The organism is Micromonospora sp. Utrum1, from assembly GCF_057197805.1.
In genome coordinates this window covers 1,093,903-1,118,495 of sequence record NZ_CM170071.1, presented here as the reverse complement: position 1 = coordinate 1,118,495, position 24,593 = coordinate 1,093,903, and the positions used below count along the sequence as shown (strand labels likewise).

General features: G+C 74.3%; 22 protein-coding genes, 1 tRNA gene and 1 pseudogene. 12 read left to right on the top strand and 12 right to left on the bottom strand.

Annotated elements, in window-relative coordinates; all coding sequences use genetic code 11:
- Positions 1–2: 2 nt before the first annotated feature.
- The 7 genes and pseudogenes from AC0OLQ_RS05635 to AC0OLQ_RS05605 form a co-directional block, all read left to right on the top strand.
- Positions 3–80 (top strand): annotated as a pseudogene (locus AC0OLQ_RS05635) (peptide-methionine (S)-S-oxide reductase MsrA); the annotation flags it as partial.
- A 203-nt stretch (positions 81–283) separates the two neighbouring features.
- Positions 284–2,068, top strand: coding sequence for an N-acetylglutaminylglutamine amidotransferase (locus AC0OLQ_RS05630; protein ID WP_484530452.1), 1,785 nt, complete (start codon positions 284–286; stop codon positions 2,066–2,068).
- A 2-nt stretch (positions 2,069–2,070) separates the two neighbouring features.
- Entirely contained in the window at positions 2,071–3,897 is a 1,827-nt protein-coding gene (gene ngg / locus AC0OLQ_RS05625) for an N-acetylglutaminylglutamine synthetase (RefSeq protein WP_484530451.1), read from the top strand.
- Entirely contained in the window at positions 3,894–5,069 is a 1,176-nt protein-coding gene (locus AC0OLQ_RS05620; RefSeq protein WP_484530450.1) for an osmoprotectant NAGGN system M42 family peptidase, read from the top strand. The genes ngg and AC0OLQ_RS05620 overlap by 4 nt, the downstream gene beginning before the upstream one ends.
- 359 nt (positions 5,070–5,428) lie before the next feature.
- Positions 5,429–6,358 (top strand): ribonuclease Z, encoded by a 930-nt coding sequence (locus tag AC0OLQ_RS05615; protein ID WP_484530449.1) that lies wholly within the window; start codon positions 5,429–5,431, stop codon positions 6,356–6,358.
- Complete coding sequence (locus AC0OLQ_RS05610) at positions 6,355–6,864, top strand: GNAT family N-acetyltransferase (protein ID WP_484530448.1); 510 nt, start codon at positions 6,355–6,357, stop codon at positions 6,862–6,864. The genes AC0OLQ_RS05615 and AC0OLQ_RS05610 overlap by 4 nt, the downstream gene beginning before the upstream one ends.
- 44 nt (positions 6,865–6,908) lie before the next feature.
- Positions 6,909–7,859, top strand: coding sequence for a S1C family serine protease (locus AC0OLQ_RS05605; protein WP_484530447.1), 951 nt, complete (start codon positions 6,909–6,911; stop codon positions 7,857–7,859).
- A gap of 50 nt (positions 7,860–7,909) precedes the next feature.
- Here the strand turns inward: AC0OLQ_RS05605 and AC0OLQ_RS05600 are convergent, their stop codons facing one another.
- Both AC0OLQ_RS05600 and AC0OLQ_RS05595 read right to left on the bottom strand, forming a co-directional pair.
- Positions 7,910–9,280, bottom strand: coding sequence for a cystathionine beta-synthase (locus AC0OLQ_RS05600; protein ID WP_357335305.1), 1,371 nt, complete (start codon positions 9,278–9,280; stop codon positions 7,910–7,912).
- A 76-nt stretch (positions 9,281–9,356) separates the two neighbouring features.
- Complete coding sequence (locus AC0OLQ_RS05595) at positions 9,357–9,713, bottom strand: YkvA family protein (RefSeq protein WP_484530446.1); 357 nt, start codon at positions 9,711–9,713, stop codon at positions 9,357–9,359.
- Between the two features lie 142 nt (positions 9,714–9,855).
- Here AC0OLQ_RS05595 and AC0OLQ_RS05590 point away from each other — a divergent pair, with 142 nt between their 5' ends.
- The 4 genes from AC0OLQ_RS05590 to AC0OLQ_RS05575 all read left to right on the top strand — a co-directional run bounded on the left by AC0OLQ_RS05590 (position 9,856) and on the right by AC0OLQ_RS05575 (position 14,651).
- A complete protein-coding gene (locus AC0OLQ_RS05590; RefSeq protein WP_484530445.1) occupies positions 9,856–10,902 on the top strand; it encodes an SGNH/GDSL hydrolase family protein in 1,047 nt (348 codons plus the stop codon).
- A gap of 111 nt (positions 10,903–11,013) precedes the next feature.
- Positions 11,014–11,814, top strand: a complete 801-nt coding sequence (locus AC0OLQ_RS05585) for an SGNH/GDSL hydrolase family protein (RefSeq protein ID WP_357335298.1) — start codon at positions 11,014–11,016, stop codon at positions 11,812–11,814.
- Between the two features lie 73 nt (positions 11,815–11,887).
- Positions 11,888–13,150 carry an acetyl-CoA C-acetyltransferase gene (locus AC0OLQ_RS05580; protein ID WP_484530444.1) on the top strand — a complete coding sequence of 421 codons (1,263 nt, stop codon included), beginning with the start codon at positions 11,888–11,890 and terminating at the stop codon, positions 13,148–13,150.
- A 40-nt stretch (positions 13,151–13,190) separates the two neighbouring features.
- The gene (locus AC0OLQ_RS05575) at positions 13,191–14,651 is read left to right on the top strand and encodes a CYTH and CHAD domain-containing protein (protein ID WP_484530443.1); all 1,461 of its coding nucleotides are present in this window, start codon (positions 13,191–13,193) and stop codon (positions 14,649–14,651) included.
- 3 nt (positions 14,652–14,654) lie between these two features.
- Here AC0OLQ_RS05575 and AC0OLQ_RS05570 read toward each other — a convergent pair whose 3' ends face one another.
- From AC0OLQ_RS05570 to AC0OLQ_RS05555, 4 genes are all read right to left on the bottom strand, one after another.
- On the bottom strand, positions 14,655–14,975 hold the full coding sequence (locus AC0OLQ_RS05570) for a hypothetical protein (RefSeq protein ID WP_484530442.1): 321 nt from the start codon (positions 14,973–14,975) through the stop codon (positions 14,655–14,657).
- Positions 14,976–14,992: 17 nt separating this feature from the next.
- Positions 14,993–15,751, bottom strand: a complete 759-nt coding sequence (locus AC0OLQ_RS05565) for a Bax inhibitor-1/YccA family protein (RefSeq protein ID WP_357335288.1) — start codon at positions 15,749–15,751, stop codon at positions 14,993–14,995.
- Between the two features lie 128 nt (positions 15,752–15,879).
- Positions 15,880–16,722, bottom strand: coding sequence for a Bax inhibitor-1/YccA family protein (locus AC0OLQ_RS05560; protein ID WP_484530441.1), 843 nt, complete (start codon positions 16,720–16,722; stop codon positions 15,880–15,882).
- 105 nt (positions 16,723–16,827) lie between these two features.
- A tRNA-Leu gene (locus AC0OLQ_RS05555) sits at positions 16,828–16,911 on the bottom strand.
- Between the two features lie 90 nt (positions 16,912–17,001).
- On the opposite strand from AC0OLQ_RS05555, the gene AC0OLQ_RS05550 reads away from it, so the two are divergent.
- Positions 17,002–18,843 (top strand): hypothetical protein, encoded by a 1,842-nt coding sequence (locus tag AC0OLQ_RS05550; RefSeq protein WP_484530440.1) that lies wholly within the window; start codon positions 17,002–17,004, stop codon positions 18,841–18,843.
- 55 nt (positions 18,844–18,898) lie between these two features.
- On the opposite strand, the gene AC0OLQ_RS05545 is transcribed toward AC0OLQ_RS05550, so the two are convergent.
- From AC0OLQ_RS05545 to AC0OLQ_RS05520, 6 genes are all read right to left on the bottom strand, one after another.
- Positions 18,899–20,230: an NAD(P)/FAD-dependent oxidoreductase gene (locus AC0OLQ_RS05545; protein ID WP_357335282.1), complete on the bottom strand. Its 1,332-nt coding sequence runs from the start codon at positions 20,228–20,230 to the stop codon at positions 18,899–18,901.
- Positions 20,231–20,332: 102 nt separating this feature from the next.
- A complete protein-coding gene (locus tag AC0OLQ_RS05540; RefSeq protein ID WP_484530439.1) occupies positions 20,333–20,905 on the bottom strand; it encodes a hypothetical protein in 573 nt (190 codons plus the stop codon).
- Positions 20,902–22,266: a DUF58 domain-containing protein gene (locus AC0OLQ_RS05535; protein WP_484530438.1), complete on the bottom strand. Its 1,365-nt coding sequence runs from the start codon at positions 22,264–22,266 to the stop codon at positions 20,902–20,904. Before AC0OLQ_RS05535 ends, AC0OLQ_RS05540 begins: the two co-directional genes overlap by 4 nt.
- Entirely contained in the window at positions 22,266–23,273 is a 1,008-nt protein-coding gene (locus AC0OLQ_RS05530) for an AAA family ATPase (protein WP_357335275.1), read from the bottom strand. The genes AC0OLQ_RS05535 and AC0OLQ_RS05530 overlap by 1 nt, the downstream gene beginning before the upstream one ends.
- Positions 23,273–23,851, bottom strand: a complete 579-nt coding sequence (locus tag AC0OLQ_RS05525) for a hypothetical protein (protein ID WP_484530437.1) — start codon at positions 23,849–23,851, stop codon at positions 23,273–23,275. The genes AC0OLQ_RS05530 and AC0OLQ_RS05525 overlap by 1 nt, the downstream gene beginning before the upstream one ends.
- Positions 23,848–24,588, bottom strand: a complete 741-nt coding sequence (locus AC0OLQ_RS05520) for a DUF4129 domain-containing protein (RefSeq protein WP_484530436.1) — start codon at positions 24,586–24,588, stop codon at positions 23,848–23,850. Before AC0OLQ_RS05520 ends, AC0OLQ_RS05525 begins: the two co-directional genes overlap by 4 nt.
- Positions 24,589–24,593 lie beyond the last annotated feature (5 nt).

Sequence of the window (24,593 nt, the reverse complement as noted above, 5' to 3'; positions counted from 1 at the left end):
GAACCAAGAACCCGAACGGGTACTGCAACCACGGCCCCAACGGGCTGAGCTGCCCGGTCGGCGTGGCGCGTACCGCCTGAGCGACCGGAACGTCCGATCCCGGGCCTGCGGTGTTCCTCACAACGCGGGCCCGGCACATTTCCGGCATCGGTCGCCTGCGGGCCAGTAATCGCCGGTCCGAGGCGGTGGCTACCGTCGGTAGCGGCGCATGATAGCGAACGGTCACACGACTGTCATCGTCTCAACAGGCAAACCGCAACAACCTCTGGCAGCATGGGCCCGCATGTGCGGACTAGCGGGAGAGTTCCGCCGTGACGGTTCACGGGCCGACGTGTCGGCCGTGGAGCGGATGGCGGCCACGATGAGTGACCGAGGGCCCGACGACAGTGGCGTCTGGTCCCAGGGACGGACAGCGCTCGGACACCGACGCCTGAAGATCATCGACCTCTCGGCCGCCAGCGGCCAGCCCCTGGTCGACCCGGCCGCCGGACTCACCGGCGTCTTCAACGGCTGCATCTACAACTACCGCGAGCTGCGTGAGGAGTTGCAGGCCAGGGGGCACCGCTTCTTCTCGGCGGGCGACAGCGAGGTCGTGGTCAAGGCGTACGCCGAGTGGGGGCTCGACTTCGTCGACCACCTGGTCGGCATGTTCGCGGTAGCGATCAGCGAGCGGGACACCGGCCGCCTGATCCTGGCCCGGGACCGGCTCGGCATCAAGCCGCTCTACCTGGCCGAGACCCCCGGCGTGGTGCGCTTCGCCTCGACCCTGCCGGCGCTGCTCGCGGCCGGTGGCGTCGACACGGGCATCGACCCCGTGGCGCTCGCCCACTACCTGAGCTTCCACAGCATCGTGCCGCCGCCGCGGACCATCCTGCGCGGCGTCGCCAAGCTCCCCCCGGCCACGGTCCGGGTGTACGAGCCGGACGGCTCCACCCACGACCGGGTCTACTGGGACCCGTCCTTCACCCGCGCCGCCGAGCGCTCCGGCTGGTCCGAACGGGACTGGCAGGACGCGCTGCTGGAGTCGCTGACCACCGCCGTCCGCCGCCGCATGGTGGCCGACGTGCCGGTGGGCGTGCTGCTCTCCGGCGGGCTCGACTCCAGCCTGGTCGTCGCGCTGCTGGCCGGCGAGGGACAGTCCGGGCTGGCCACCTTCTCCATCGGCTTCGACGCGGTCGGCGGCCGGGAGGGCGACGAGTTCGTCTACTCCGACCTGGTGGCGAAGACCTTCGGCACCGACCACCACCAGATCCGGGTGCCCACCGGCGACCTGCTGCCGCCGCTGGAGGCCGCCGTCGTCGCGATGAGCGAGCCCATGGTCAGCCACGACTGCGTGGCGTTCTGGCTGCTCAGCCAGGAGGTCGCCCGGCACGTCAAGGTGGTGCAGTCCGGCCAGGGCGCGGACGAGATCCTGGGCGGCTACCACTGGTACCCGCCGCTGGCCGGGGTGGACCGGGAGCGGGCGCTCGAGACGTACGCGAAGGCGTTCTTCGACCGCGACGCGGCCGGCCTGGCCCGGGTGCTCAACCCGGCGTGGCTGGCCGACGGCGACCCGGCGCGGGAGTTCGTGGCCGTCCACATGGCCCGGCCCGGCGCGGCGACCGCGGTGGACGCGGGCCTGCGCATCGACACGCAGGTCATGCTCACCGACGACCCGGTCAAGCGGGTCGACAACATGACCATGGCGCACGGGCTGGAGGCCCGGGTGCCGTTCCTCGACCACGAGTTCGTCGAGCTGGCCGCGAGCTGCCCGCCGGAGCTGAAGCTGGCCCAGGGCGGCAAGGGCGTGCTCAAGGAGATCGGCCGCCGGGTCCTGCCGCACGAGGTCATCGACCGGCCGAAGGGCTACTTCCCCGTTCCGGGCCTCACCCACCTGGAGGACAAGCTCCTCGACCGGGTACGCGACGCGCTCACCGCGCCCGAGGCGCGCCGCCGCGACCTGTTCCGCGCCGACTACGTCGACGCGCTGCTCGCCGACCCGAACGCCGAACTGACCCCGTTGAACGGAAACAAGCTGTGGCAGCTGGGACTCCTGGAAATGTGGCTCCAGAGCCACGGAATCGACTGACCGTGACCGACACCCTCGCCACCGGCGCGGCGCGTGCCGACCGGGAACGGGTGCTGGGCCGGCGCCGGGAACGGGTCGGCCCGGGCGGCGACCCGGTGGCGCCCGGCACCCCCGAGCCGCGCCGGCAGCCCGCCGACGGGTCCGGTGTGGTGCTGGACTGCGGCTGGGGCCGGCTGGTCTTCGGGCAGACCTTCGCCGAGCAGATCGAGGTCGCCGACGTGCTGCGCTCCGAGGCGGTCGGCGCCCGGGACATCTGCATCTACCTGCGGGACCCGCACGTGCTGGTCTCCCGCCTCCCCGACGAGCTGTTCATCGACCCGTCGCTGACCTACCGGCTGCCGCTGGGCGAGCACCGGCCGGCCGCCACGGAGGGCGGCGAGATCCCCGGGCTGAGCATCCGGCCGCTGCGGGACGCCGACGACGCGGAGGCGGTGAACCGGATCTATGCCCGCAACGGCATGGTCACGGCGCCGGTCGAGGTGCTGGTCGACAATGCCGGCACCGACCGGTTCCTGCACCTGGTGGCCGAGGACGCCACCGGCGAGGTGGTCGGCACCATCACCGGGGTGGACCACGTCGCGGTCTTCGGCGACCCGGAGAACGGCGCGAGTCTCTGGTGCCTGACCGTGGACTTCAACACCGCGCCGCCCGGCACCGGCCAGGCGCTGCTCACCGCGCTGGCCGACCGGCTCGACGCGCGCGGCCGGGCGTACGTGGACCTGTCGGTGCTGGCGGAGAACTCGGGGGCGATCCGGCTCTACGAGCGGCTCGGCTTCCACCGCACCGGGACGCTCTGCGTGAAGCGGAAGAACCCGATCAACGAGCGGCTGTTCCTGCCCGCCATGCCGGCGGGGTACGACGAGCTGAACCCGTACGCGAAGATCGTCGCGGACGAGGCGATGCGGCGCGGCATCCGGGTGGAGGTGACCGATCCGCGCTGGGGCGAGCTGCGGCTGAGCATCGGCGGCCGGACCGTGCACACCCGGGAGTCGCTCTCCGAGCTGACCTCGGCGGTGGCGATGAGCCGCTGCGACGACAAGCGGGTCACCCGGCGCATCCTCGTCGAGGCCGGGCTGTCGGTGCCAGGCGGCCGGACCGCCACCGGCGACGTCGACGACCTGGCGTTCCTGGCCGACGTGGGCCCGGTGGTGGTCAAGCCGGCCCGGGGCGAGCAGGGCAACGGCATCACGGTCGGGGTGCGCACGCCGGAGGCGCTGACCGCGGCGGTCGAGCTGGCCCGCCGGTTCTGCCCCGATGTGCTGATCGAGGAGCTGCGGGAGGGCGAGGACCTCCGGGTGGTCGTCATCGACCACGAGGTGGTGGCCGCGGCGGTCCGCCGGCCCGCCCAGATCACCGGGGACGGGGTGCACGACGTCACCGAGCTGATCGAGCGGCAGAGCCGCCGCCGGGCGGCCGCCACCGGCGGCGAGTCCCGGATCCCGATCGACGACATGACCCGCGAGGTGGTGGCCGAGGCGGGCTACCGGATGCACGACGTGCTCCCCGAGGGGCAGGTGCTGGCGGTACGCCGCACGGCGAACCTGCACACCGGCGGCACCATCCACGACGTGACCGCCGAGCTCCACCCGGCGATCGCCGAGGCGTGCGTGACGGCCAGCCGGGCGCTGGACATCCCGGTGACCGGGCTCGACCTGCTGGTCCCCGCCCCGGACCGGCCGGAGCACGTGTTCATCGAGGCGAACGAGCGGCCCGGCCTGGCCAACCACGAGCCGCAGCCGACCGCCGAGCGCTTCGTCGACCTGCTCTTCCCCGGCACGCGGGCCCCGCAGCGGCTGTGGTCGCCGGCCGGCACGGGAGGTGCGGCGTGAGCCCGAAGCCGCTGGAACTCGACCTCGACTACCTGCGCCAGGTGCTGGTGGAGCTGCTGGAGATCCCCAGCCCGTCGGGGCGTACCGACCACGTCCAGCAGTACGTGGGCGAACGGCTCTCCGCGCTCGGCATCGGCTCGACGCTGACCCGGCGCGGGGCGCTCAGCGCCTCCCTGCCCGGTCCGCGGCCGACCGGCGCCGACCGGGCCATCGTGGTGCACACCGACACCATCGGCGGGATGGTGAAGCGGCTCAAGGAGAACGGCCGGCTGGAGGTGAAGCCGATCGGCACGCACAGCGCCCGCTTCGCCGAGGGCGCCCACGTGCGGATCTTCACCGACGACCTGGACCGGGTGGTGACCGGCCAGGTGCTGCCCCTGAAGGCCAGCGGGCACCGCTACAACGAGGGCGTCGACCTCCAGGGCGTCGGCTGGGAACTGGTCGAGGTCCGGGTCGACGAGCCGGTCACCGACGAGGCCGGGCTCCGGGCGCTCGGCGTCGACGCCGGCGACTTCGTCGCGCTGCTCGCCACCCCGACGATCACCCCGACCGGGTACGTCAAGTCCCGGCACCTGGACGACAAGGCCGGGGTGGCCGCGGTGCTGACCGTGTTCAAGGCGATCGTCGACGCGGGCGTCACCCCGGCGGTCACCGCGCACCTGCTGGTCACGGTCACCGAGGAGATCGGGCACGGGGCCAGTCACGGCCTCGACCCCGACGTCGCGGAGATCGTCTCGGTGGACGCCGCGGTGGTCGCCCCCGGCCAGCAGTCGCGGGAGGACGCCGCCACCCTGGCCATGGGCGACGGGGTGGGACCGTTCGACTACCACCTCACCCGGCACCTGGCAGCGATCGCCCGGGAGCACGACGTCCACCTGGTCCGGGACGTCTTCGACTACTACCGTTCCGACGTGGCGGCGGCGGTCGAGGCGGGGGCGCACGCCCGGGTGGCGCTGCTCGGCTTCGGCGTGGACGCCACCCACGGGCACGAGCGCACCCATCTCGACGGGCTGCGCCACCTCGCCCAGCTGCTCTGCCTCTATCTCCAGAAGCCGCTGGTCTTTCCCGAGTGGGACGCCGAGCCCGAGGGCGACCTGGCCGACTTCCCGTCGCTGGCGGTCCAGCCGGCCTCCGAGGAGGGCCCGCGCGAGGGCCCGATCGGCCTGGAGTGACACGGCCGCGGCGATTCCCGCTCGGACCTGTGATCCAAATCCGTTGCCGGGCTCGGCGGGAAGTCGATAGCGTGGCGGTACACGGGAAAGGAGGTGGTCCAGACTTGTATAGCAATCGGACTCGTGAGGTGGCTGTCCGCTAGCCGCTGTCCTCGACAGTGAAATCCCGTCCGCCGCGAGGCGGGCACCAGGCACCATCGTCGAGACCGTGTGGCAGCGGTGCGGCGAAACCACGACAGCCACCCGACCCCCGGGGTGCCGGCCCAGTCCAGCCGGCCCGCGCGCGAGCGCGGAAGCCCCGGGGGTCGCTTCATGTCCGGCGGAGCCGGGCCGGTCAGCCCAGCTGGGAGGAGGCCGCTTTGTCAATGCGCGAGCTGGTGATCCTCGGTACGGCGAGCCAGGCCCCCACCCGGCACCGCAACCACAACGGCTACCTGCTGCGCTGGGACGACGAGGTGCTCCTGTTCGACCCGGGCGAGGGCAGCCAGCGGCAGATGCTGCACACCGGGATCTCCGCCACCGACCTGACCCGGATCTGCGTCACCCACTTCCACGGCGACCACTGCCTGGGCCTGCCCGGCATGATCCAGCGGCTCTCCCTGGACCGGGTCCCGCACCCGGTGGCCGTGCACTTCCCCGCCGGGGGCGCCGAATACTTCGCCCGGCTGCGCCACGCGTCGAGCTTCCACGAGACCGCCGAGCTGGCCGTCGAGCCGATCGAGGCCGACGGGCAGCGGATCACGCTGGGCATCGGCACGCTGGAGGCCCGCCGGCTGCGGCACCCGATCGAGACGTACGGTTACCGGCTCGTCGAGCCGGACGGCTGCCGGATGCTGCCGGAGAAGCTGTCCGCGTACGGCATCGTCGGGCCGGCGGTCGGCCGGCTGCTCCGCGACGGCCACCTGGACGTGGACGGGCGCCGCGTCACCCGCGACGAGGTGAGCGTGACCCGACCGGGGCAGCGGTTCGCCTTCGTCATGGACACCGGGCTCTGCGACGGCGTGTGGGCCCTGGCCGAGCACGCCGACCTGCTGGTCATCGAGTCGACCTTCCTGGAGCCGGAGGCCGCCCTCGCCGCCGAGGTCGGCCACCTCACCGCCGGCCAGGCCGCGCGGGTGGCGGCCGAGTCGGGGGTACGCACGCTCGTGCTCACCCATTTCTCCCAGCGGTACGCGGACCCGCGCCGCTTCGCCGACGAGGCCCGCGCCCACTTCACCGGGGAGCTGGTGATCGCCGAGGACCTGATGACGGTGCCGGTGCCGCCCCGCCGGGTAGCCTCGGCCGGGTGACGATCTCCCTACGCCCCGCCACCGGGGCCGACCTGATGGCGGTCGGCGCCCTGCACCAGCGGTCCCGGGTCGCGGCGTACTCGTCCTTCCTGCCGGCCGAGGCGCTGGCGGACCCGACCCCGGAGGCAATGGGCCGGTACTGGACCGAACGGGTGACCTGGGAGGGCGCGGACCACCGGATGACCGTGGCCGAGCGGGACGGCCGGGTGGTCGGCTTCAGCTACCTGGGGCCGGACGACGCCGGCGACCCGGCCACCGGCCTGCTCAACGCCATCCACCTGGAGCCGGCCGAGCGGGGCCGGGGCACCGGACGGACGCTGATGGTCGACGCCCTCGACGCGATGCGGGCCCGCGGCTGGTCCCGGGCGGCGCTCTGGGTGCTCCGGGAGAACGCGGCCGCCCGCCGGTTCTACGAGCGCGGCGGCTGGACCGCCACCGGCGAGCAGCGGGACGATCACATCGGGCCCGTGCTGGTGCCGCAGCTCCGCTACGCCCGTTCGCTCTGAGCGGATCGGGGCATGGGCGTCGATGCCGGCGCGTTGGCACCGGCATGGACACCGAGCACACCGAGCGGGCGGAGGACGCCGCGCTCGACGCGTACTCCCGGGTCGTGACCGGCGTGGCCGCCCGGGTGCTGCCCAGCGTGGCCGCCCTGTCGGTGCGGACTCCGCGCGGCGCCGGCGCCGGCTCGGCCGTGGTGATCGGCCCCGACGGGCTGCTGCTCACCAGCGCCCACGTGGTGCAGGGCGCCCAGGACGGGTCCGCCGCCTTCGGCGACGGCACCGAGACCGGGTTCCAGGTGGTCGGCGCCGACCCGCTCTCCGACCTGGCGGTGCTGCGGGCGGAGCGGGTGACCGTCCCGCCCGTGGAGCTGGGCGACGCGGACCGGCTGCGCATCGGCCAGCTGGTGGTCGCGGTCGGCAACCCGATGGGGCTGGCCGGCTCGGTCACCGCCGGGGTGGTCTCCGGGCTGGGCCGGTCGCTGCCGGCCCGGGACGGGCGGGTCATCCGGCTGATCGAGGACGTCATCCAGACCGACGCGGCGCTGAACCCGGGCAACTCCGGCGGCGCGCTGGCCGACTCGGCCGGCCGGGTCGTCGGGGTCAACACGGCGGTCGCCGGGTACGGCCTCGGGCTGGCCGTGCCGGTGAACGCCACCACCCGGCAGATCATCGGCGACCTCACCACCGACGGCCGGGTCCGCCGGGCCTGGCTGGGCGTGGCCGGGGTGCCGGTGCCGCTGCCACCGGAGATCACCGCCCGGACCGGGCAGCGGCGCGGGCTGCGGGTGGTCGAGGTGGTGCCGGGCAGCCCGGCCGGGTTGGCCGGGCTGTACCTCGGCGACGTGATCGTGGCGGCCGGCGGCCGGCCGGTGCAGGACGGCCAGGGGCTGCAACGGCTGATGCTCGGCCCGGCGATCGGCGCCCGCCTGCCGGTCACCGTGCTGCGTCGCGGCGCCTTCGTCGACGTCGTCGCCGTGCCCACCGAGCTGGGCCGCTGACGCGACGAGGGCCGCACCCCTGCGGGGGATGCGGTCCTCGTGTCGATGGGTCAGCGGGCGCCGAGGTGGGCGAGCAGGTCCTGCCGGGTCAGCACGCCCTTGGGCTTGCCGTCGACCAGCACCAGCGCCGCGTCGGCCTTCTCCAGCAGCACGACCGCCTCGCTCACCGGCTGGCCGCCGCCGATCATGGGCAGCGGGTCACCCATGTGCCGCTCGATCGTGTCGTGCAGGTGCGCCTGGCCGGTGAAGAGCGCGTCGAGCAGGTCCTTCTCGGCGATCGAGCCGGCCACCTCGCCGGTCACCACCGGCGGCTCGGCCTTGAGCACCGGGAGCTGGGAGACGCCGTACTCGCGCATGTAGTCGATCGCGTCGCGGACCGTCTCGGTCGGGTGGACGTGCACCAGCTCGGGCAGGCCGCCCGGCTTGCCGGCGAGCGCGTCGGCCACGGTCGGCTCGGCGCCCGAGTTGTCCAGGAATCCGTAGCGGGCCATCCACTGGTCGTTGAAGATCTTGGACATGTACCCCTTGCCGCTGTCCGGCAGCAGCACCACGATCACGTCGTCCGGGCCGGCCTTGCGGGCCACCTCCAGGGCGGCCACCACGGCCATGCCGCAGGAGCCGCCGACCAGCAGCCCCTCCTCGCGGGCCAGCCGCCGGGTCATCTCGAAGGACTGCTTGTCCGACACCTCGACAATCTCGTCGGCCACGCTCCGGTCGTAGGTCTCCGGCCAGAAGTCCTCGCCGACGCCTTCAACCAGGTAGGGCCGGCCGGTGCCGCCGGAGTAGACCGAGCCCTCCGGGTCCGCGCCGACCACCCGGACCCGCCCCTCGGAGGCCTCCTTGAGGTAGCGGCCGATGCCGGAGATGGTGCCGCCGGTGCCGACACCCGCCACGAAGTGGGTGAGCCGCCCCTCGGTCTGCTGCCAGATCTCCGGCCCGGTGGTCTCGTAGTGCGAGCGCGGGTTGGCCGGGTTGCTGTACTGGTTGGGCTTCCAGGCGCCGGGGATCTCCCGGGCCAGCCGGTCGGAGACGTTGTAGTAGGAGCGCGGGTCCTCCGGCGCCACGGCGGTCGGGCAGACCACCACCTCGGCGCCGTACGCCCGCAGCACGTCCTGCTTGTCCTGGCTGACCTTGTCGGGGCAGACGAAGACGCACTTGTAGCCCTTGAGCTGGGCGACGAGGGCCAGCCCGACGCCGGTGTTGCCGCTGGTCGGCTCGACGATCGTGCCCCCGGGCTGGAGCAGGCCCGCCTTCTCGGCGTCCTCGACCATCCGCAGCGCGATCCGGTCCTTGACCGAACCGCCCGGGTTGACGTACTCCACCTTCGCCAGCACCGTCGCCTGGATGCCCTCGGTGACGTTGCGCAGGCGTACCAGCGGGGTGTTGCCGATCAGCTCGACCACGTTGTCGTAGTAGTGCACCTCGTTGTGCCCTTCGTCGCGCCGCCGTCGTGGGGCGGCCGGTAAGTCGTCGGTTCGTCGCCCAGGGTACGTGCCGTCAGGGCACCACATGCCCCGGGATGACGGACCTGCGACGTGCCTCCCACTCCAGGAAGCGGTCGGTCTCGGCGAGCACGCTGCCGGCCAGCCAGGTGACCATCACCGCGTCGTCGGCCAGGCCGAAGATCGCCAGCGGGATCTCCGGCAGCAGGTCGATCGGCGAGACGATGTACGCCGTGGCGCCGGCCATCAGGGCCAGCCGCAGGCCGCCGTCGTACTCGCCCCGGGCGGTGGCCCGGATCATCCGGGGCAGCGCCGCCAGCCGGACGCCCAGCGACGGGCCACCCCGCGTCCCGGCCGCCAGCGCCCGGGCCAGCGCGGTGAAGGCCGCGCTCCGCTTCAATGTCTTCCCCATCTCCTCGCCCCTTTCCGCTCGGCCAGGGGGCCGTCCCGGCGCAAGTCCGCCCCCTGCCCGTACCGGTACCCGGAACCGTCCCGTCCCAGCCATGACGATCACGCGGAGAGCGGGTGTCGTGGCGGCGCGATAATGTCGGTGCATGGGGGACGCTGGTTCCGTCGCGCCGGGCGGCTGGCAGCGCGCCCGGCGGATCGCCCGCCTGACGGCGATCGGCACGGGCGCCACGGTGGCGGCCACCGCCGCCACGGGCGGGGTGCTGCTCGGTCAGGCCCGCCAGGCCCGGCGAACCATCCCGATGGCCGAGGCGCCCCCGCCACGCTGCGACGGCGTCTACGGCGCGAAGCTCCACGGCCCGCCGGTCACCATGGTGATCCTCGGTGACTCCTCGGCCGCCGGCTACGGCGTGCACCGCCGCCGCGAGACCCCGGGCGCGCTGCTGGCCACCGGGCTGTCCCGCCGGCTGCACCGACCGGTCCGGCTGCACCGGTTCGCCGTGGTGGGCGCCCTGTCGGCCGGGCTGAAGCCGCAGGTCGAGTCGGCCCTGGAGGTCGAACCGGACATCGCGGTCGTCCTGGTCGGCGGCAACGACGTCACCAACCGCACCCCGCTCTCGCTGGCCGTGCGCTACCTGGTCGACGCGGTCCGCACGCTGCGGGCCGCCGGCTGCGAGGTGGTCGTCGGCACCTGCCCCGACCTGGGCGCGATCCGGCCGATCCAGCCGCCGCTGCGCTGGCTGGCCCGCCGCTGGAGCCGCCAGCTCGCCGCCGCCCAGACGGTGGCGGTGGTCGAGGCGGGCGGCTGGACGGTCTCCCTCGGCGACCTGCTCGGGCCGCGGTTCGCCGCCGAGCCGACGCGGATGTTCGCCTGGGACCGGTTCCACCCCTCCGCGGAGGGGTACGCGGTCGCCGCGGCCGCGCTGCTGCCCACCGTGCTCTCGGCGTTGGGCGCCGGCCAGGAACGCCGGCCTCCGCTCGTCGGCGCGGAAGGCGTACGGTCGCTCCCGGATGCGGCCCAGGAGGCGGCCCGGCACGCGGGCACCGAGGTCAGCGGCACCCAGGTCCGGGGTCGCGAGCGCGGACCCGCTGGGCGCTGGGCGCAACTTCGGCGGCGGGCCTTCTTCGGCGTCGGCGCGGTGCCGCAGCCGGGTGCCTCCGCCGACTCCGCGCAGGTGGAGGGGCTGGCATGAGCCGGGCAGCGGAGGCATCATCAGCAGGCACAACGTGTGCCATGCTCATGTCGACGCCGTTCGCCACGAGCAGACCGACCCGCGGGTCGTGGGAGCTGGGGAGGTGTCGTCATGACCGAGCGTAACGAGCTCGCGGTCCGACTCGGTCGGGCCGCCGCGCTCTCCCTGCTCGCCGGCACGATGGGCGGGGCGGCGGTCCTCGCCGGCCAGGCCATCGCCGCCCGCAGCCGGAAGTACGCCCAGCCCGAGCTGGGCCTCGCGCTGCGCGCGACGGTCGGCCGGGCGGGCGCCCCACCGCTGCGGCTGGTGCTGCTCGGCGACTCGTCGGCCCTCGGCGTCGGCGTCGAACGCTTCGAGGAGACCATCGGCGGCCAGCTCGCCCAACTGCTGGCCGAGGGGCCCACCGGCCGGCGGGTGCACCTGTCCAGCGTCGGGGTCTCCGGGTCCCGCTCCACCGACCTGGCCACCCAGGTGGCCCGGGCGCTGCTCGGCGAGCGGCCCGACGTGGCGGTGATCCTGATCGGGGCGAACGACGCCACCGCGCTGGCCCGCCCAGCCGACGCGGCGGCCTATCTCGGCTCGGCGGTGCGCCGGCTGCGCGAGGCGCACGTCGAGGTGGTCGTGGGCACCTGCCCCGACCTCGGCGCCGTCCGCGCGGTCGCCTCCCCGCTGCGGCAGGTGCTCGGCTGGTCGGGGCGGCGGATGGCGCGCGCCCAGACGGCCTCGGTGCTCGACGCCGGGGGCAGCGTCGTCGACCTGGGCACCGAGACCGGCCCGGTCTTCCGGGCGGACGCGGGCACCCTCTGCCACGACGGCTACCACCCCTCCGCCGACGGCTACCGGGTCTGGGCGCACGCCCTGCTCCCGGCGGTCGAGGCGGCCGCCGCGGTCGCCTACCGGCATCACCACTGAGCGCCGGCGGGGTGACATTTCCCGCCCGCTGCGCAGCTTCCGCGACAAGTTACTCGCGGGTTAACGTTGGTTCATGCCGATTGAGTCGCCCCGCGACGCCGTCATCGTCGCCACCGCCCGGTCCCCCATCGGCCGCGCGTTCAAGGGTTCCCTGCGGGAGGTCCGCCCGGACGACCTCGCCGCCACGATCGTCCAGGCCGCCCTCGACAAGGTCCCGGCGCTCGATCCCACCACCATCGACGACCTCTACCTGGGCTGCGGCCTGCCCGGCGGCGAGCAGGGCTTCAACATGGCCCGGGTGGTCGCCACCCTGCTGGGCCTGGACGGCCTGCCCGGCGCCACGCTCACCCGCTACTGCGCCTCCTCGCTGCAGACCACCCGGATGGCGATGCACGCGATCCGGGCGGGCGAGGGCGACGCCTTCATCTCCGCCGGCGTCGAGACCGTCTCCCGGTACGCGCGCGGCAACTCGGACACCCTCCCGCCGGAGGCGCAGGCGCTGGTCGGCGGCGGGTGGGAGAACCCTCGCTTCGCGGCGGCGCGCGAGCGCTCCGCGGCCCGGGCCCGGGGCGGCGCCGAGGTGTGGACCGACCCGCGCGAGGCCGGCCAGCTCCCCGACATCTACCTGACCATGGGGCAGACCGCGGAGAACCTGGCCCAGCTCCACGACGTCACCCGCGAGGACATGGACGCGTTCGGCGTCCGCAGCCAGAACCTCGCCGAGAAGGCGATCGCGGACGGCTTCTGGGCCCGCGAGATCACCCCGGTCACCACGCCGGACGGCACCGTGGTGAGCACCGACGACGGTCCGCGCCCCGGGGTGACCCTGGAGGCCGTGTCCGGCCTGAAGCCGGTCTTCCGCCCGGACGGCCGGATCACCGCCGGCAACTGCTGCCCGCTCAACGACGGCGCGGCCGCCGTGGTGATCATGAGCGCCCAGCGGGCGCAGGAGCTCGGGCTCACCCCGCTGGCCCGGATCGTCTCCACCGGCGTCACCGCGCTCTCGCCGGAGATCATGGGCCTGGGCCCGGTCGAGGCGTCCAAGCAGGCGCTGAAGCGGGCCGGCATGACCATCGACGACGTCGACCTCGTCGAGATCAACGAGGCGTTCGCCGCCCAGGTGATCCCGTCGTACCGGCAGCTCGGCATCCCGGAGGAGAAGCTGAACGTGATGGGCGGGGCGATCGCCGTCGGCCACCCGTTCGGCATGACCGGCGCCCGGATCACCGGCACCCTGCTCAACGCGCTGGAGTGGCACGACAAGACCATCGGTCTGGAGACCATGTGCGTGGGCGGCGGCCAGGGCATGGCCATGGTGCTCGAACGCCTGAACTGAGGTCGATTCGCCGGAACAGCGGCCGGGTACGGGAGGCGCCATGGCGACCGTCGTGGAACGCGAACGCAAGTACTCCGGCGACGCGGGATTCCGGCTGCCCGATCTGACGGGGTGCGGTGGCGTCGCGACGACGTCCGACGCCACCGCCCTCGACCTGGACGCGGTCTACTGGGACACCGCGGACCTCCGGCTGGCCCGCAGCGGCTACGCGCTGCGGCGGCGGACCGGCGGGCACGACGCGGGCTGGCACCTCAAGGTGGGCGCGGTCGGCGGCGCGCGCACCGAGCATCAGTTCCCGGCCGGGCCGGAGGACGCCGAACCGCCGGCCGAGCTGGTCGCGCTCTTCCGGGGCGCGTCCCGGGGGCGGCCGGTCGCCCCGGCCGCGCGGATCCGCACCCGCCGCCAGGAACGCCGCCTGCTCGACACGGCGGGCCGCCCGCTGGCCGAGGTGGCCGAGGACGACGTGCACGCCGAGGACCTGATCAACGGCGAGCGGCAGGCGTGGCACGAACTCGAGGTCGAGCTGGTCGACGGTGACGAGGCGCTGCTCGACGCGGTGGACGAGCGGCTGCGCGCGGCCGGCGCCCGGACCGTCCCGGTGTCGAAGTCGCACCGTGCCCTGGGCGGCCGCCTGGCCGCCACCCGTCCGGCGCCCGCCGATCCGGCGGCCGCGCCCGTGGTCGACTACCTCACCGCCCAGCGCGACACGCTGATCGGCCACCACGCCGGTGCCCTCGGCGGCGACGAGGACGCGGTGCACGACATGCGGGTGGCCGTCCGCCGGCTCCGCTCCACGCTGCGGACCTTCCGGGGACTGTGGGACCGCGCCGAGAGCGAGGCGGTACGGGCGGAACTGCGCTGGCTGGGCAGCCGGCTCGGGCCGGTCCGAGACGTCCAGGTGATGGCCGCCCGGCTGGCCGACGCCGTCCACGCGGAACCGGACGAACTGGTGCTCGGCCCGGTCCCGGCCCGGTTCGCGGAGCGGTTCGCCGCCGACCTGGCCACCGCCCTCGACGAGCTGCGCGCCGCGCTCGGCTCCGACCACTACACCGACCTGCTGCGCCGGCTGGACGCGCTGGTGGAGGGTCCGACGACACGCGTAGGGCCCCGTTGGGTGAACCGGCGGGTGCGGCGCGCGGTGACCCGCTTCGACGACCGGCTGGACCGGGCGCTGGCCGGCGGGGACGACACCGCGCTGCACGAGGCACGCAAGGCGGGGAAACGGGCCCGGTACGCCGTCGAGATGCGCCGGCCCGCCGCGAAGCTGGTGGACCGGTTCAAGGACCTCCAGGACGCGCTCGGCGCGCACCAGGACTCGGTGGTGACCCGGGAGGTGCTGCGCGAGCAGGCGCTGCGGGCGTACGCCGCCGGCGAGAACACCTTCACCTACGGCCTGCTGCACGCCCGGCAGGCCGCGGTGGCCGACCGGGCCGGGGCGGCGCTGGCCAGGGCGCGGGACCGGGCCCGCCGCCGGAAGGTGCGGCGCTGGCTGACGGGCTGACGGCTACAGCGCGGAACGGGTCCGGGCGACCGCGGCGGCCGCACCGGCCAGCACGGGCTCCGGCGCGCCGGCCGCCAGCAGGTCGGCGGCGACCACCCGGAGCTGGTCGGGCAGGGCCAGATCGCTGGGGAGCCGGGGCACGTCGCGGCGCGGCTCCCCCTCGGCGTCGGCCGCCAGGTTGGCGATCTCCTGGACCAGCTTGTGCACCAGGTCGGCGCGGGAGACGTTGCCGCTCTCGGCCGCCGCCGACCAGCGCGGCTGCTCCCAGTGCCCGACCTGTCGGACCAGCAGGGCCACCGCCCGGTCCAGTTCCGCTGCGCTCATCGCGGCCGAGTCTACGGTCAGCGGCGGACGTAGCTGAGCAGGCGGAGGATCTGCCAGTACAGGAAGATCAGCCCGACCAGCAGGCCGAAGGCGCAGAACCAGGCGTACCGGCGGGGCAGGCCGTTGCGGGCGGAGCGCTCGACCAGGTCGAAGTCGAGCACGAAGCTGAGCGCGCCGGCGATGATCGCCACCACCGAGAAGAGGTACGGCAGCCAGCCGACCCGCCCGCTGAGGCTGTAGACCGCCACGCCCTGCCGCCCGGTGAACAGGTAGGCGACCAGGTTGACCAGGCCGATCGCCACGATGCCGATGAGCGTGCCGAGGACCAGCCGGGCCAGCCGCGGGGTGGCCCGGATCAGCCGCGCCCGGTAGAGCAGCCCCATGCCGAGGAAGACCCCGAAGGTCCCGACCACGGCCTGCGCCACGATGCCCGGGTAGACCAGTTCGAAGGCGCGGCTCGCAACCCCGAGCAGCAGGCCCTGGAGCACCGCGTACCCGGCGATCAGCGGCGGGTTGGTGAGCTGCTTCAGCGAGATGACCAGCACCAGCGCGAGGCTGGCCAGGGCGCTGCCGGCCAGCGCCGCGGAGATCCACGCCGCCTGCGGCACGACCACCCAGGCCACCGCCGCGGTGACGCCGGTGAGCAGCAGCAGCCCGACCGTCCGGCTGACCACGTCGGCCACCGTCATCGCGTCCGCGGCCCCCACGCCGAGCACCTGACGCTCGGTCCGGCCGACGTCGTCCAGCCGGTCCAGCACCGGGTTGGCACTGCGCACCGCGACCTCCTCGCGCCGACGTACCCCGGCTCCCACTCTGCCCCGGGCCGGCCGGCGGCGACGGAGAAACGACGACGCCCGCCGCCGCGGGCGCGGCAGGCGGGCGTCGCAGATGGGACGGGCTGCGGTCAGTCGTCGCCCTGGAAGTAGCTGAGCAGCCGGAGGATCTCCAGGTAGAGCCAGACCAGGCCGACCACGATGCCGAACGCGGCCGTCCAGGAGTAGCGCTGCGGGAGCCCCATCCGGACGCCCTCCTCGATCTCCGCGAAGTTGAGCACGAAGCTCAGCGCGGCGACCACGATGCAGACCAGGCTGAACCCGATGGCCAGCGGGCTGCCGTCGCGGAGGTGGGTGTTGACGCCGAAGAGCGCGAGCACCAGGTTGATCAGCATGACGCCGAAGAGACCCGCGATGATCGCCACCATGATCCGGGCGAACTTCGGGGTGGCCCGGATGATCCGCGCCTTGTAGATCACCGCCATCAGGAAGAAGACGCCGAAGGTCGCCACCACGGCCTGGAGCACGATGCCGTCGTAGAACGTGTCGAACGTCTTGCTCACCATGCCGACGAAGACGCCCTCGACGATCGAGTACGCCACCACGAGCGCCGGGTTGGCCATCCGGGAGAACGAGATGATCAGGCCGAGGACGAGACCCACCACCGCGGCGCCGATCCAGGCGACGCCGGTCAGGGCGTCCGGCACGAGCACCCAGGCCGCGGCGGCCGAGGCGCCGAGGATGCCGAGCATCAGCACCGTCTTGACGACCACGTCGTCGAGGGTCATCGCGGTCACGGTGGGCGGGGCCGCCGGGAAGCCGTGGCCGGTCGGGTACGGCTGCTGCTGCGGGTACGGCTGGTACTGCTGGGGATATCCGGGCTGACCGTACGGCCCGGGCTGGGCGTACCCGGCCGCCCGCTCCCGCTCAGCCGCCTGGCCGAGCCGGGCGAGCACCGGGTTCGAGGTCTTCACTTCTCAGGCCTCCCTCAGGGGGTCGATGCACGTGAACGTGCCTCTCCAGGGTAAACGGGGGGGCAACGTCGTGCGCCGCGCGAAGCTGTGGGAAAGCTGAGAGTGTGGTGCCCGGGGCGGGGGTCGAACCCGCACGCCTTGCGGCAGCCGCTTTTAAGGCGGCCGTGTCTGCCGTTCCACCACCCGGGCGGGTGACACCGGCGCGCCGACACGCGGCGGTGCAGGTTTCACCGTAGCGGCTGCGCCGCGGCCCGGCGTACCCCGCGGGGGCCGGCCGATATGGTCGAGGCCGTGACCAGCGCCGCCCGCACGGCCCCCGGGCCCGACCCCGACCAGGCAGTCCGCCTCGACCCGGCGCTCCGCCCGGGCCGCACGGCCCGGCTGCTGGCCGCCGGCCGCCGGCACCGCCTGGACCTGCTGGCGGGGCTGCTCTTCGCCGTGCTCGCCGGCTGGCTCACCCACGGGCTGTGGCCGGCGCCCGGGCAGCGGGTGCTCGCCCTCAATTCGGCCGACCAGACCCTCTACGAATGGTTCCTGGCCGTCGACTCGCGCGCCCTGCTCGGCGATTTCGGCCTGCTCACCGACCGGCTGAACGCGCCGGACGGGGTCAACCTGATGGCGAACACCACGGTCATCGCGGTCGGCGTGCTGCTCGCGCCGGTCACGCTCGCCCTCGGGGCGCCGGTCACCTTCGCCCTGCTGGCCGCCGCCAACCTGGCCGGCACGGCGCTGGCCTGGTATCTGCTGTTCACCCGGACGCTGCGCGCCCGCCGGCTCGCCGCCGGGCTCGGCGCGGCGCTCTGCGGCTTCGGCCCAGGCATGATCTCGCAGAGCAACGGCCACCTGCACATGACCGCCCAGTGGCTGGTCCCGGTGATCGTCTGGCTGGTGGTCCGGCTGCTCCGGGCCGCCGACCCGGCCGGCCGTCGGGACGGCCCGGACCGCCGCCGGCTGGCCACCTCGGCGCTCGGGCTGGCCTCGGCCGTCATCCTCCAGGTCTTCGTCGGCGAGGAGGTGCTCTTCCTCACCGCGCTCACCCTGCTGGTCATGGCCGTCGCCTACGGGATGGCCGACCCGGCACTGCTGCGCCGGGCGCTGCCCGGCTTCGCCGGGGGGCTGATGTGCGCCGCCGGGCTGGCGCTGTTCGTGCTGGCGTACCCGCTGTGGCATCAGTTCGCCGGGCCGCAGGGCGTCTCGGACGGGATGTTCAGCCCGCACTACTTCTCCGCCGACCTGACCGGCTGGACCCGGCTCTCCGCGCACTCCGTGCTGGGCGGCACCGACGCGGCCCGGCTGACCACCGGCCCGGCCGAGTTCAACACCTTCCTGGGCTGGCCGTTGCTGCTGGTCGCCGTCGGCTGCGCGTTCTGGCTCGGCCGGCGCGCCCTGGTGATCGCCTGCCTGGCGGGGGCGCTGGTCATGGCGGCGCTCTCGCTCGGCCCCGAGGTGGTGATCGGCGGGGAGCGGACCGGGGTTCCCGGCCCGTACGCCCTGCTGGCCGGGTTGCCGGTGGTGGACGGCGCGCTGCCCACCCGGTTCGGCCTGGCGGTGCTGCCGCTGGTCGGGACGGTGCTCACCCTGGCCGTGCACCGGGCGCTCGGCGAGCGGGGGCTTGCCCGCCGGCTGGTCCCCCTCGCGGTCGGCGCGGCCCTGCTCAGTGTCTTTCCCGCGCCACTGCCCACCACCGACCGGCCGCCGCTGCCCGAGTTCGTCACGGGCGGGCACTGGCGGGAGTGCGTACGCCCCGGCGGGGTGCTGGTGCCGGTGCCCACGGCCACCCCGAGGGACCCCTGGCCGATGCGCTGGGGCAGCGCCGCCGACGCCGCCTTCGGCATGCCGGAGGGCTTCTTCATCGGCCCGTACGGCCGCAACGGCTCGGCCACCATGGGCACCTACCAGCGGCCGACCTCCGCCCTGCTGGCCGAGGTCGCCAGGCGGGGCGTGGCGCCGGCGGTCGGCGACCGGCAGCGCCGGCAGGCCGCCCGGGACGTCGAGTTCTGGGGCGCCTCCTGCGTGGCGCTGACCGACGACGCGCCGCACGCGGAGACCCTGCGCCGGACCCTGGAACAGCTCTTCGGGCCGGGCACCCGGATCGCCGACGCCTGGACCTGGCGGTTCTGACCCCGGACACGGCGAAGGGCCCTTCCCGTACGGGAAGGGCCCTTTCCGGTTTGTCTCAGACGCGCGCGCCGACCGGCGGCGCGGACGCCTCGGCGAACTCCTCGCGCGGGTCGTGCAGCTGACCCAGGGCGACCACCTCGCGCTTGAGGAAGAACGCCAGCGTCCAGTCGACCACGACCCGGATCTTGCGGTTGAACGACGGGATCCGCGACATGTGGTAGGTCCGGTGCATGAACCAGGCCGGCCAGCCGGTCATCTTCACGCCGTAGACCTGCGCCACGCCCTTGTGCAGACCGAGGCTGGCCACGCTGCCCGCGTGCTTGTGCTTGTAGTTGACCGGCTCGCGCCCGCGGATCACGTTCGCGATGTTGTCGGCCATCCGGGCGGCCTGCCGGACCGCGTGCTGCGCGCTGGGCGAGCAGAAGTTGCCCGGCTCCTTGGTCAGGTCCGGCACCGCGGCGCAGTCGCCGGCGCTCCAGGCGCCCTCGACGACCCGGTCGCCGTCCACGATCTGGAGGGTGGGCAGGCAGGTGACCCGGCGGCGATCGTCGCGCGGGAAGTCGGTCGCGTCCAGCATCGGGGACGGCTTGACGCCGGCCGTCCAGACGATGGTGTCGGACGGGAAGCTCGACCCGTCGGAGAGCTTCGCGACCCCGTCGACGCAGGACTCCAGCCGGGTGTCCAGGCGGATGTCCATGTTCCGCTTGAGCAGCTCCTGCACCGTGTAGGCGCCCATGTCCCGATCGACCTCGGGCAGCACCCGCTGGGTGGCCTCGACCAGCACCCAGCGCATGTCCTCCGGCTTCAGCTCGGGGTAGTAGCGCAGGGCGTCCCGGGCCATGTCCTCCATCTCGGCGAGCGCCTCGATGCCGGCGTAACCGCCGCCGACGAACACGAAGGTCAGCGCGCGGCTGCGGACCTCGGGATCGGTGGTGGCCGCCGCCACGTCGAGCCGGTCCAGCACGTGGTTGCGCAGGAAGATGGCCTCACCGATGGTCTTGAACCCGATGCCGTGTTCGTGCAGGCCCGGGATCGGCAGGGTGCGGGAGACCGAGCCGGGGGCGACCACCACGTGGTCGTACTGGATCTCCCGGGTCGGGCCGCTGATCGGCTGTACCACGGCGGTCTTACGGTCGTGGTCGATCCGGGTGACCGTGCCGGCCACGACCTTGCACTTGCGCAACTCCCGCCGCAGCGGCACCACAGCGTGCCGCGGGGAGATGTTGCCCGCCGAAGCCTCCGGGAGGAACGGCTGGTAGGTCATGTGCGGCTGCGGGTCGACGACGATGACCTCGGCCTCACGGGAGCTCAGCTTCTTGGACAGGCGCAGAGCGGCGTACAGGCCCACGTGCCCGGCACCCACGACAAGGATCCGCTTCGGATTCACGTCATCTATCTTTCCCCGGGCGGCTCGGGTAATCCCGATCGAGACCCTGTTCTGTGACGGAGCACAACCCCTGTGACCTGCGCAACTGTGTGCGGCGTCCCGTTATCTGCGACGTAGGAGCCAGGCCAGGAGGCCGCTGATCCCCACCGCGACCAGCAGCCCGGCGACGGTCGCGGCCTGCGAGCCGGCGTCCCCGCCGACCCCACCGAGCCAGGCCAGCACGATGCCGAGCACGGCGCCGGCCAGCACCACCCCGCCGGCCCGGGCCAGCCAGCGCAGCACCAGGTCGGGGTCGACCACCGCGTCGTAGGGCAGCAGCGCGGCCAGCGCGCAGAGGGTGTGCGCCAGATAGAGCAGCGTGGCGACGGCGAGCAACCGCCACAGCGCCGGCGGCCGGTCGAAGCCGAGCGTGGCGAGCAGCCAGCCGCCGACGGTCACCAGCGCGGCGAAGGTCGGCCAGACCCGGCGCGGGCCGACCGCCGGCAGCACCGCCGCCACGGTGAGGGCCAGCAGCGACCGCGGGGTGAAGGCCTGCCCGGGGTACGCGACCAGGAAGCCGACCAGCACGGTGAAGAAGATCCCGGCCCGCACCAGCAGCGGCGTCGGACTGATCCGCCCCACCGCGTACCGGACCGCCCGGACCCGCTCGGTCATCCCTTCGACGAGGTCAGTCATCGCATTCCCGCCCTGGGTGCGGTGGCCAGGCGGGACACGTCGCGCAGCACCTGGTCGAGGCTGCCGGCGCCGGCCCAGCGCACCACCGGCACGCCGTGCTCGCGGAGCTGACCGATCATCGTGTCCCGGTCCAGGCGCCACAGCCGGTACGCCACCTCGGCCCAGCCCCGGTCCTTCGGCACCGGAAGCTCGGCCGGCAGGGTGTCCACGGCGACCACGAACCGCCCGCCCCGGGCCATCCGGGCCAGCATCTGCGCCGAACGCTCGTCGAGCAGCGGGGTGAGCACCACCACCAGCGCGTCCGAGGAGAGCAGCTGCGGGCCGAACACCTGGTCGTACGGCTCGTGCGGCGAGGACTCGGCCTTGACGTCGAGCAGCCACTCCAGCACGGTCAGGTACTGCCGGCGGCCGGTGGCCGGGCGCAGCCGGCGGGCGGCCGGACCGTACTCCAGCAGCGCCACCCGGTCACCGCGGTGCAGGTAGTGCTCGGCGATCGCGGCGGCCGCGCGGACGGTGGTGTCCAGTACGGACGCCGCGCCGCGGACGCCGCCGGAGCGGCCCGCCTCGGCCAGCACGTCGAGCAGCACCACCACCTCGGCGTCCCGGTCCGAGAGGGTGGCCGCCACGTGCAGTTGGCGGGCCCGCAGCGAGACCCGCCAGTCGATCCGGCGCAGCCGGTCCCCGGGGGCGAAGACGCGGACCCCGGCCAGCTCGCCGCCCTCCCCGGGCCGGCGCGAGTGGTGCGCGCCGACCAGCCCCGCGGCCCGGGGCATCGCCTCGACCGCCTCGAACGGCTCGGTCATCGGGTAGACCCGCGTCCGGACCGGGTCGGTGACCACGGCCCGTGACACCAGCAGCCCGTCCGCGGCGGCGACCCGGGCGCCGGCCGGGCCGATCGGGTGCCGCCCCCAGCGCAGGGCCGTTCCGGTCAGCTCCAGGTCGACGGCGGAGCCGGACGGCACCGAGGTGACGAAGGGCCGGTTGGCGCCGCCGGAGCGGCTCACGTCCACCCCGGTCCCGCCGAAGCCGACCTTCTCCACCCGCAGCCAGGGCGACATCCGGGTCCGCACCACCGCCACGTCGTAGGAGACGGCGTCCGGGTTGGCCACGGCGATCGTGGCGGCCATCGGCGCGCCCTCGACCAGGTGCGCGTCCTCGGCGCCGATCTCCAGCTCCGGCAGCGCGGTGGGCCGGCGGCGCAGCGCGTACGCGGTGCCCAGCGTGAACGGGGTGGCCAGCACCACCAGGTCGATCCGGCCGAGCAGCACCGCCCCGACCAGCAGCAGGCCGGTGAGCAGCACGGCTCGGCCGAGCGCCCAGGTGGGCGCCCAGCCGCTCGCCGGTTCCTGACGGTCCGTCATCAGCGTCCGGCGGGTCCGGCCGCGTAGCTGGGCAGCGCGCCGCTGGCCGGGGCGGGCGTGGACTCCAGCACCTCACCGACCACGAAGGACGGATCGACCCGGCGCAGCCACATCTCCGGCCGAAGGGTGATCCGGTGCGCCAGCGCGGGCACCGCCACCGCCTTGACGTCCTCCGGCACCACGTAGTCGCGGTTGGCCAGCACCGCGCGGACCCGGGACAGCAGCAGCAGGGCCAGCGACCCGCGGGGCGAGGCGCCGACCAGCGCGGACGGGTGCTCCCGGGTGGCCGCGGTCAGCGCCACGATGTAGCGGCCGATCGAGTCCTCGACGACCACCTCCTCCAGCGCGGCCTGCATGGCGCGCAGCGTGCCGGCGTCCACCACCGGCTTGATCTCGGCCTCCTCGCGGCGGCGGGCGATCCGCCGTTGCAGCACCTCCCACTCCTCGTCGTGGTTCGGGTAGCCGAACGAGACCCGGAGCAGGAACCGGTCGAGCTGCGCCTCGGGCAGCGGGTAGGTGCCCTCGTACTCGATCGGGTTGGCGGTGGCGAGCACGTGGAACGGCTCGTCCAGCCGGTAGGTGACGCCCTCGACCGAGACCTGCTTCTCCTGCATCGCCTCCAGCAGCGCGGACTGCGTCTTCGGCGGGGTCCGGTTGATCTCGTCGGCGAGCAGCAGGTTGGTGAAGACCGGGCCGGCCCGGAACGAGAAGTCGCCGCTGCGCTGGTCGTAGAGGAAGGAGCCGGTGACGTCGGCGGGGAGCAGGTCCGGCGTGAACTGGAGGCGGCGGAAGTCCAGCCCGAGGGCCTGCGCGAACGAGCGCGCGGTGAGCGTCTTGCCCAGGCCGGGCAGGTCCTCCAGCAGCACGTGGCCGCCGGCCAGGATGCCGGCCAGCACCAGCTCCAGCGCCTCCCGCTTGCCGACCACGACGGTGCCGACCGCGTCCAGCACCGCCCGGGCCAGCCGGCCGACCTCGGCGGGGGGCATGCTCCGGTCCACGTCGTTCATCACAACTTCTCCAGTTCGGCGACGATCGCCGCGAGGTCGCGCGGCGTCGGGGGGCGGCGGGCAGGGGTGGAGAGGAACGTCCACAGCGGCTCGCCCAGCAGGGCGCGGGCGCGGGCCGGGTCGGACTCACGGGTGACGCCGTGCTTCTGGCGCAGCCGCTCGTCGGCCAGCTCGCCGAGGCGGGGCAGCACCCGCTCGGTGAACCGCTCACGGTTGTCGGAGCACCAGTCCAGCGGGCGTTCCCACCCGTTGATCGCGGCGCGCAGCGCGTCCCGGGCGGACCAGTTCCAGGTGCCGGGCTCCTCACCGGCCGGGGCGCGGCCGCCGGCCCGGGGCGGCGGCGGGGGCGACAGTTCGGCGGTGACCCGGCGGACGGCGAGCACGGCGAGCACGCCCGCCACGATGATCCAGAGCGACACCTGGAGGCCGACCGCGCGCAGCCCGACGACGACCACCACCACGATCGCGGCGGTGACCGCGAGGGTCCGGAGCACCCAGCGCGCCCGCCCGCCGGTCCGCCGCGCCTCGCCGGCGGGCTCCTCGGCGAACGAGAGCAGGTCGTCGATGCTCGTGCTCATGCCGTCGCCTCGGGAACCTGGGTCATGGCGGTCAGCTCGGCGCGCAGCCGGCGCAGGGCGGCCCGGGCCTGGTCGCGCATCCGCTCGTCGACGGTGTGGGTGGCGTACCGGGCCTCGCGGTAGACGTGCGCGAAGCCGTCCAGCACGTCGGCGCTGGCGATCGCCGGGACGCCGGCCGCCGGGTCGCCGCGCAGCAGCCGGCTGACCAGGTCGGTGGGGGTGTCCCCGGCGCGTTGGGGCACGCCGGCCTCGTCGGCGGCCTCCTCCAGCCGGACCCAGCAGGCGATCACCGCGGTGCGCGGGTCGGTCGACCGGTCGTCCAACTCCTCCAGACCGGCGTCCAGCGCGGCCACCACCTCGCGGGCGGTGCCCTCGGCGGTACGCCGGGCCCGCTGGGCGGGCACGGCGCGGGTGGTCCGGCGCAGCGCCCCGCCGAGGACGGTCCAGAGCACGTACCCGACGGCGGCCAGCACGGCCGCGCCGAGCAGCACGATGGCGGCGGTGACCAGCCAGCCCGGGATGCCGCCCGAGGTGGGTGGGCCGAACTCCCGCGGCTCGACCGTGATCGAGGGTGCGGCCTCGGCGGAGGGATAGTCCGGCACGTACGGGATGTTGTCGGCGGCGGGCGGGATGCGGCTCGCCCCGATCGCGGAGTGCCCGGCGGCGAGCGCGCCGACGGCGAGCAGCACGGTCACCGCCGCGACCGGCCACCATCTGCGCAGCACGCCGAGCTCCATCCCAC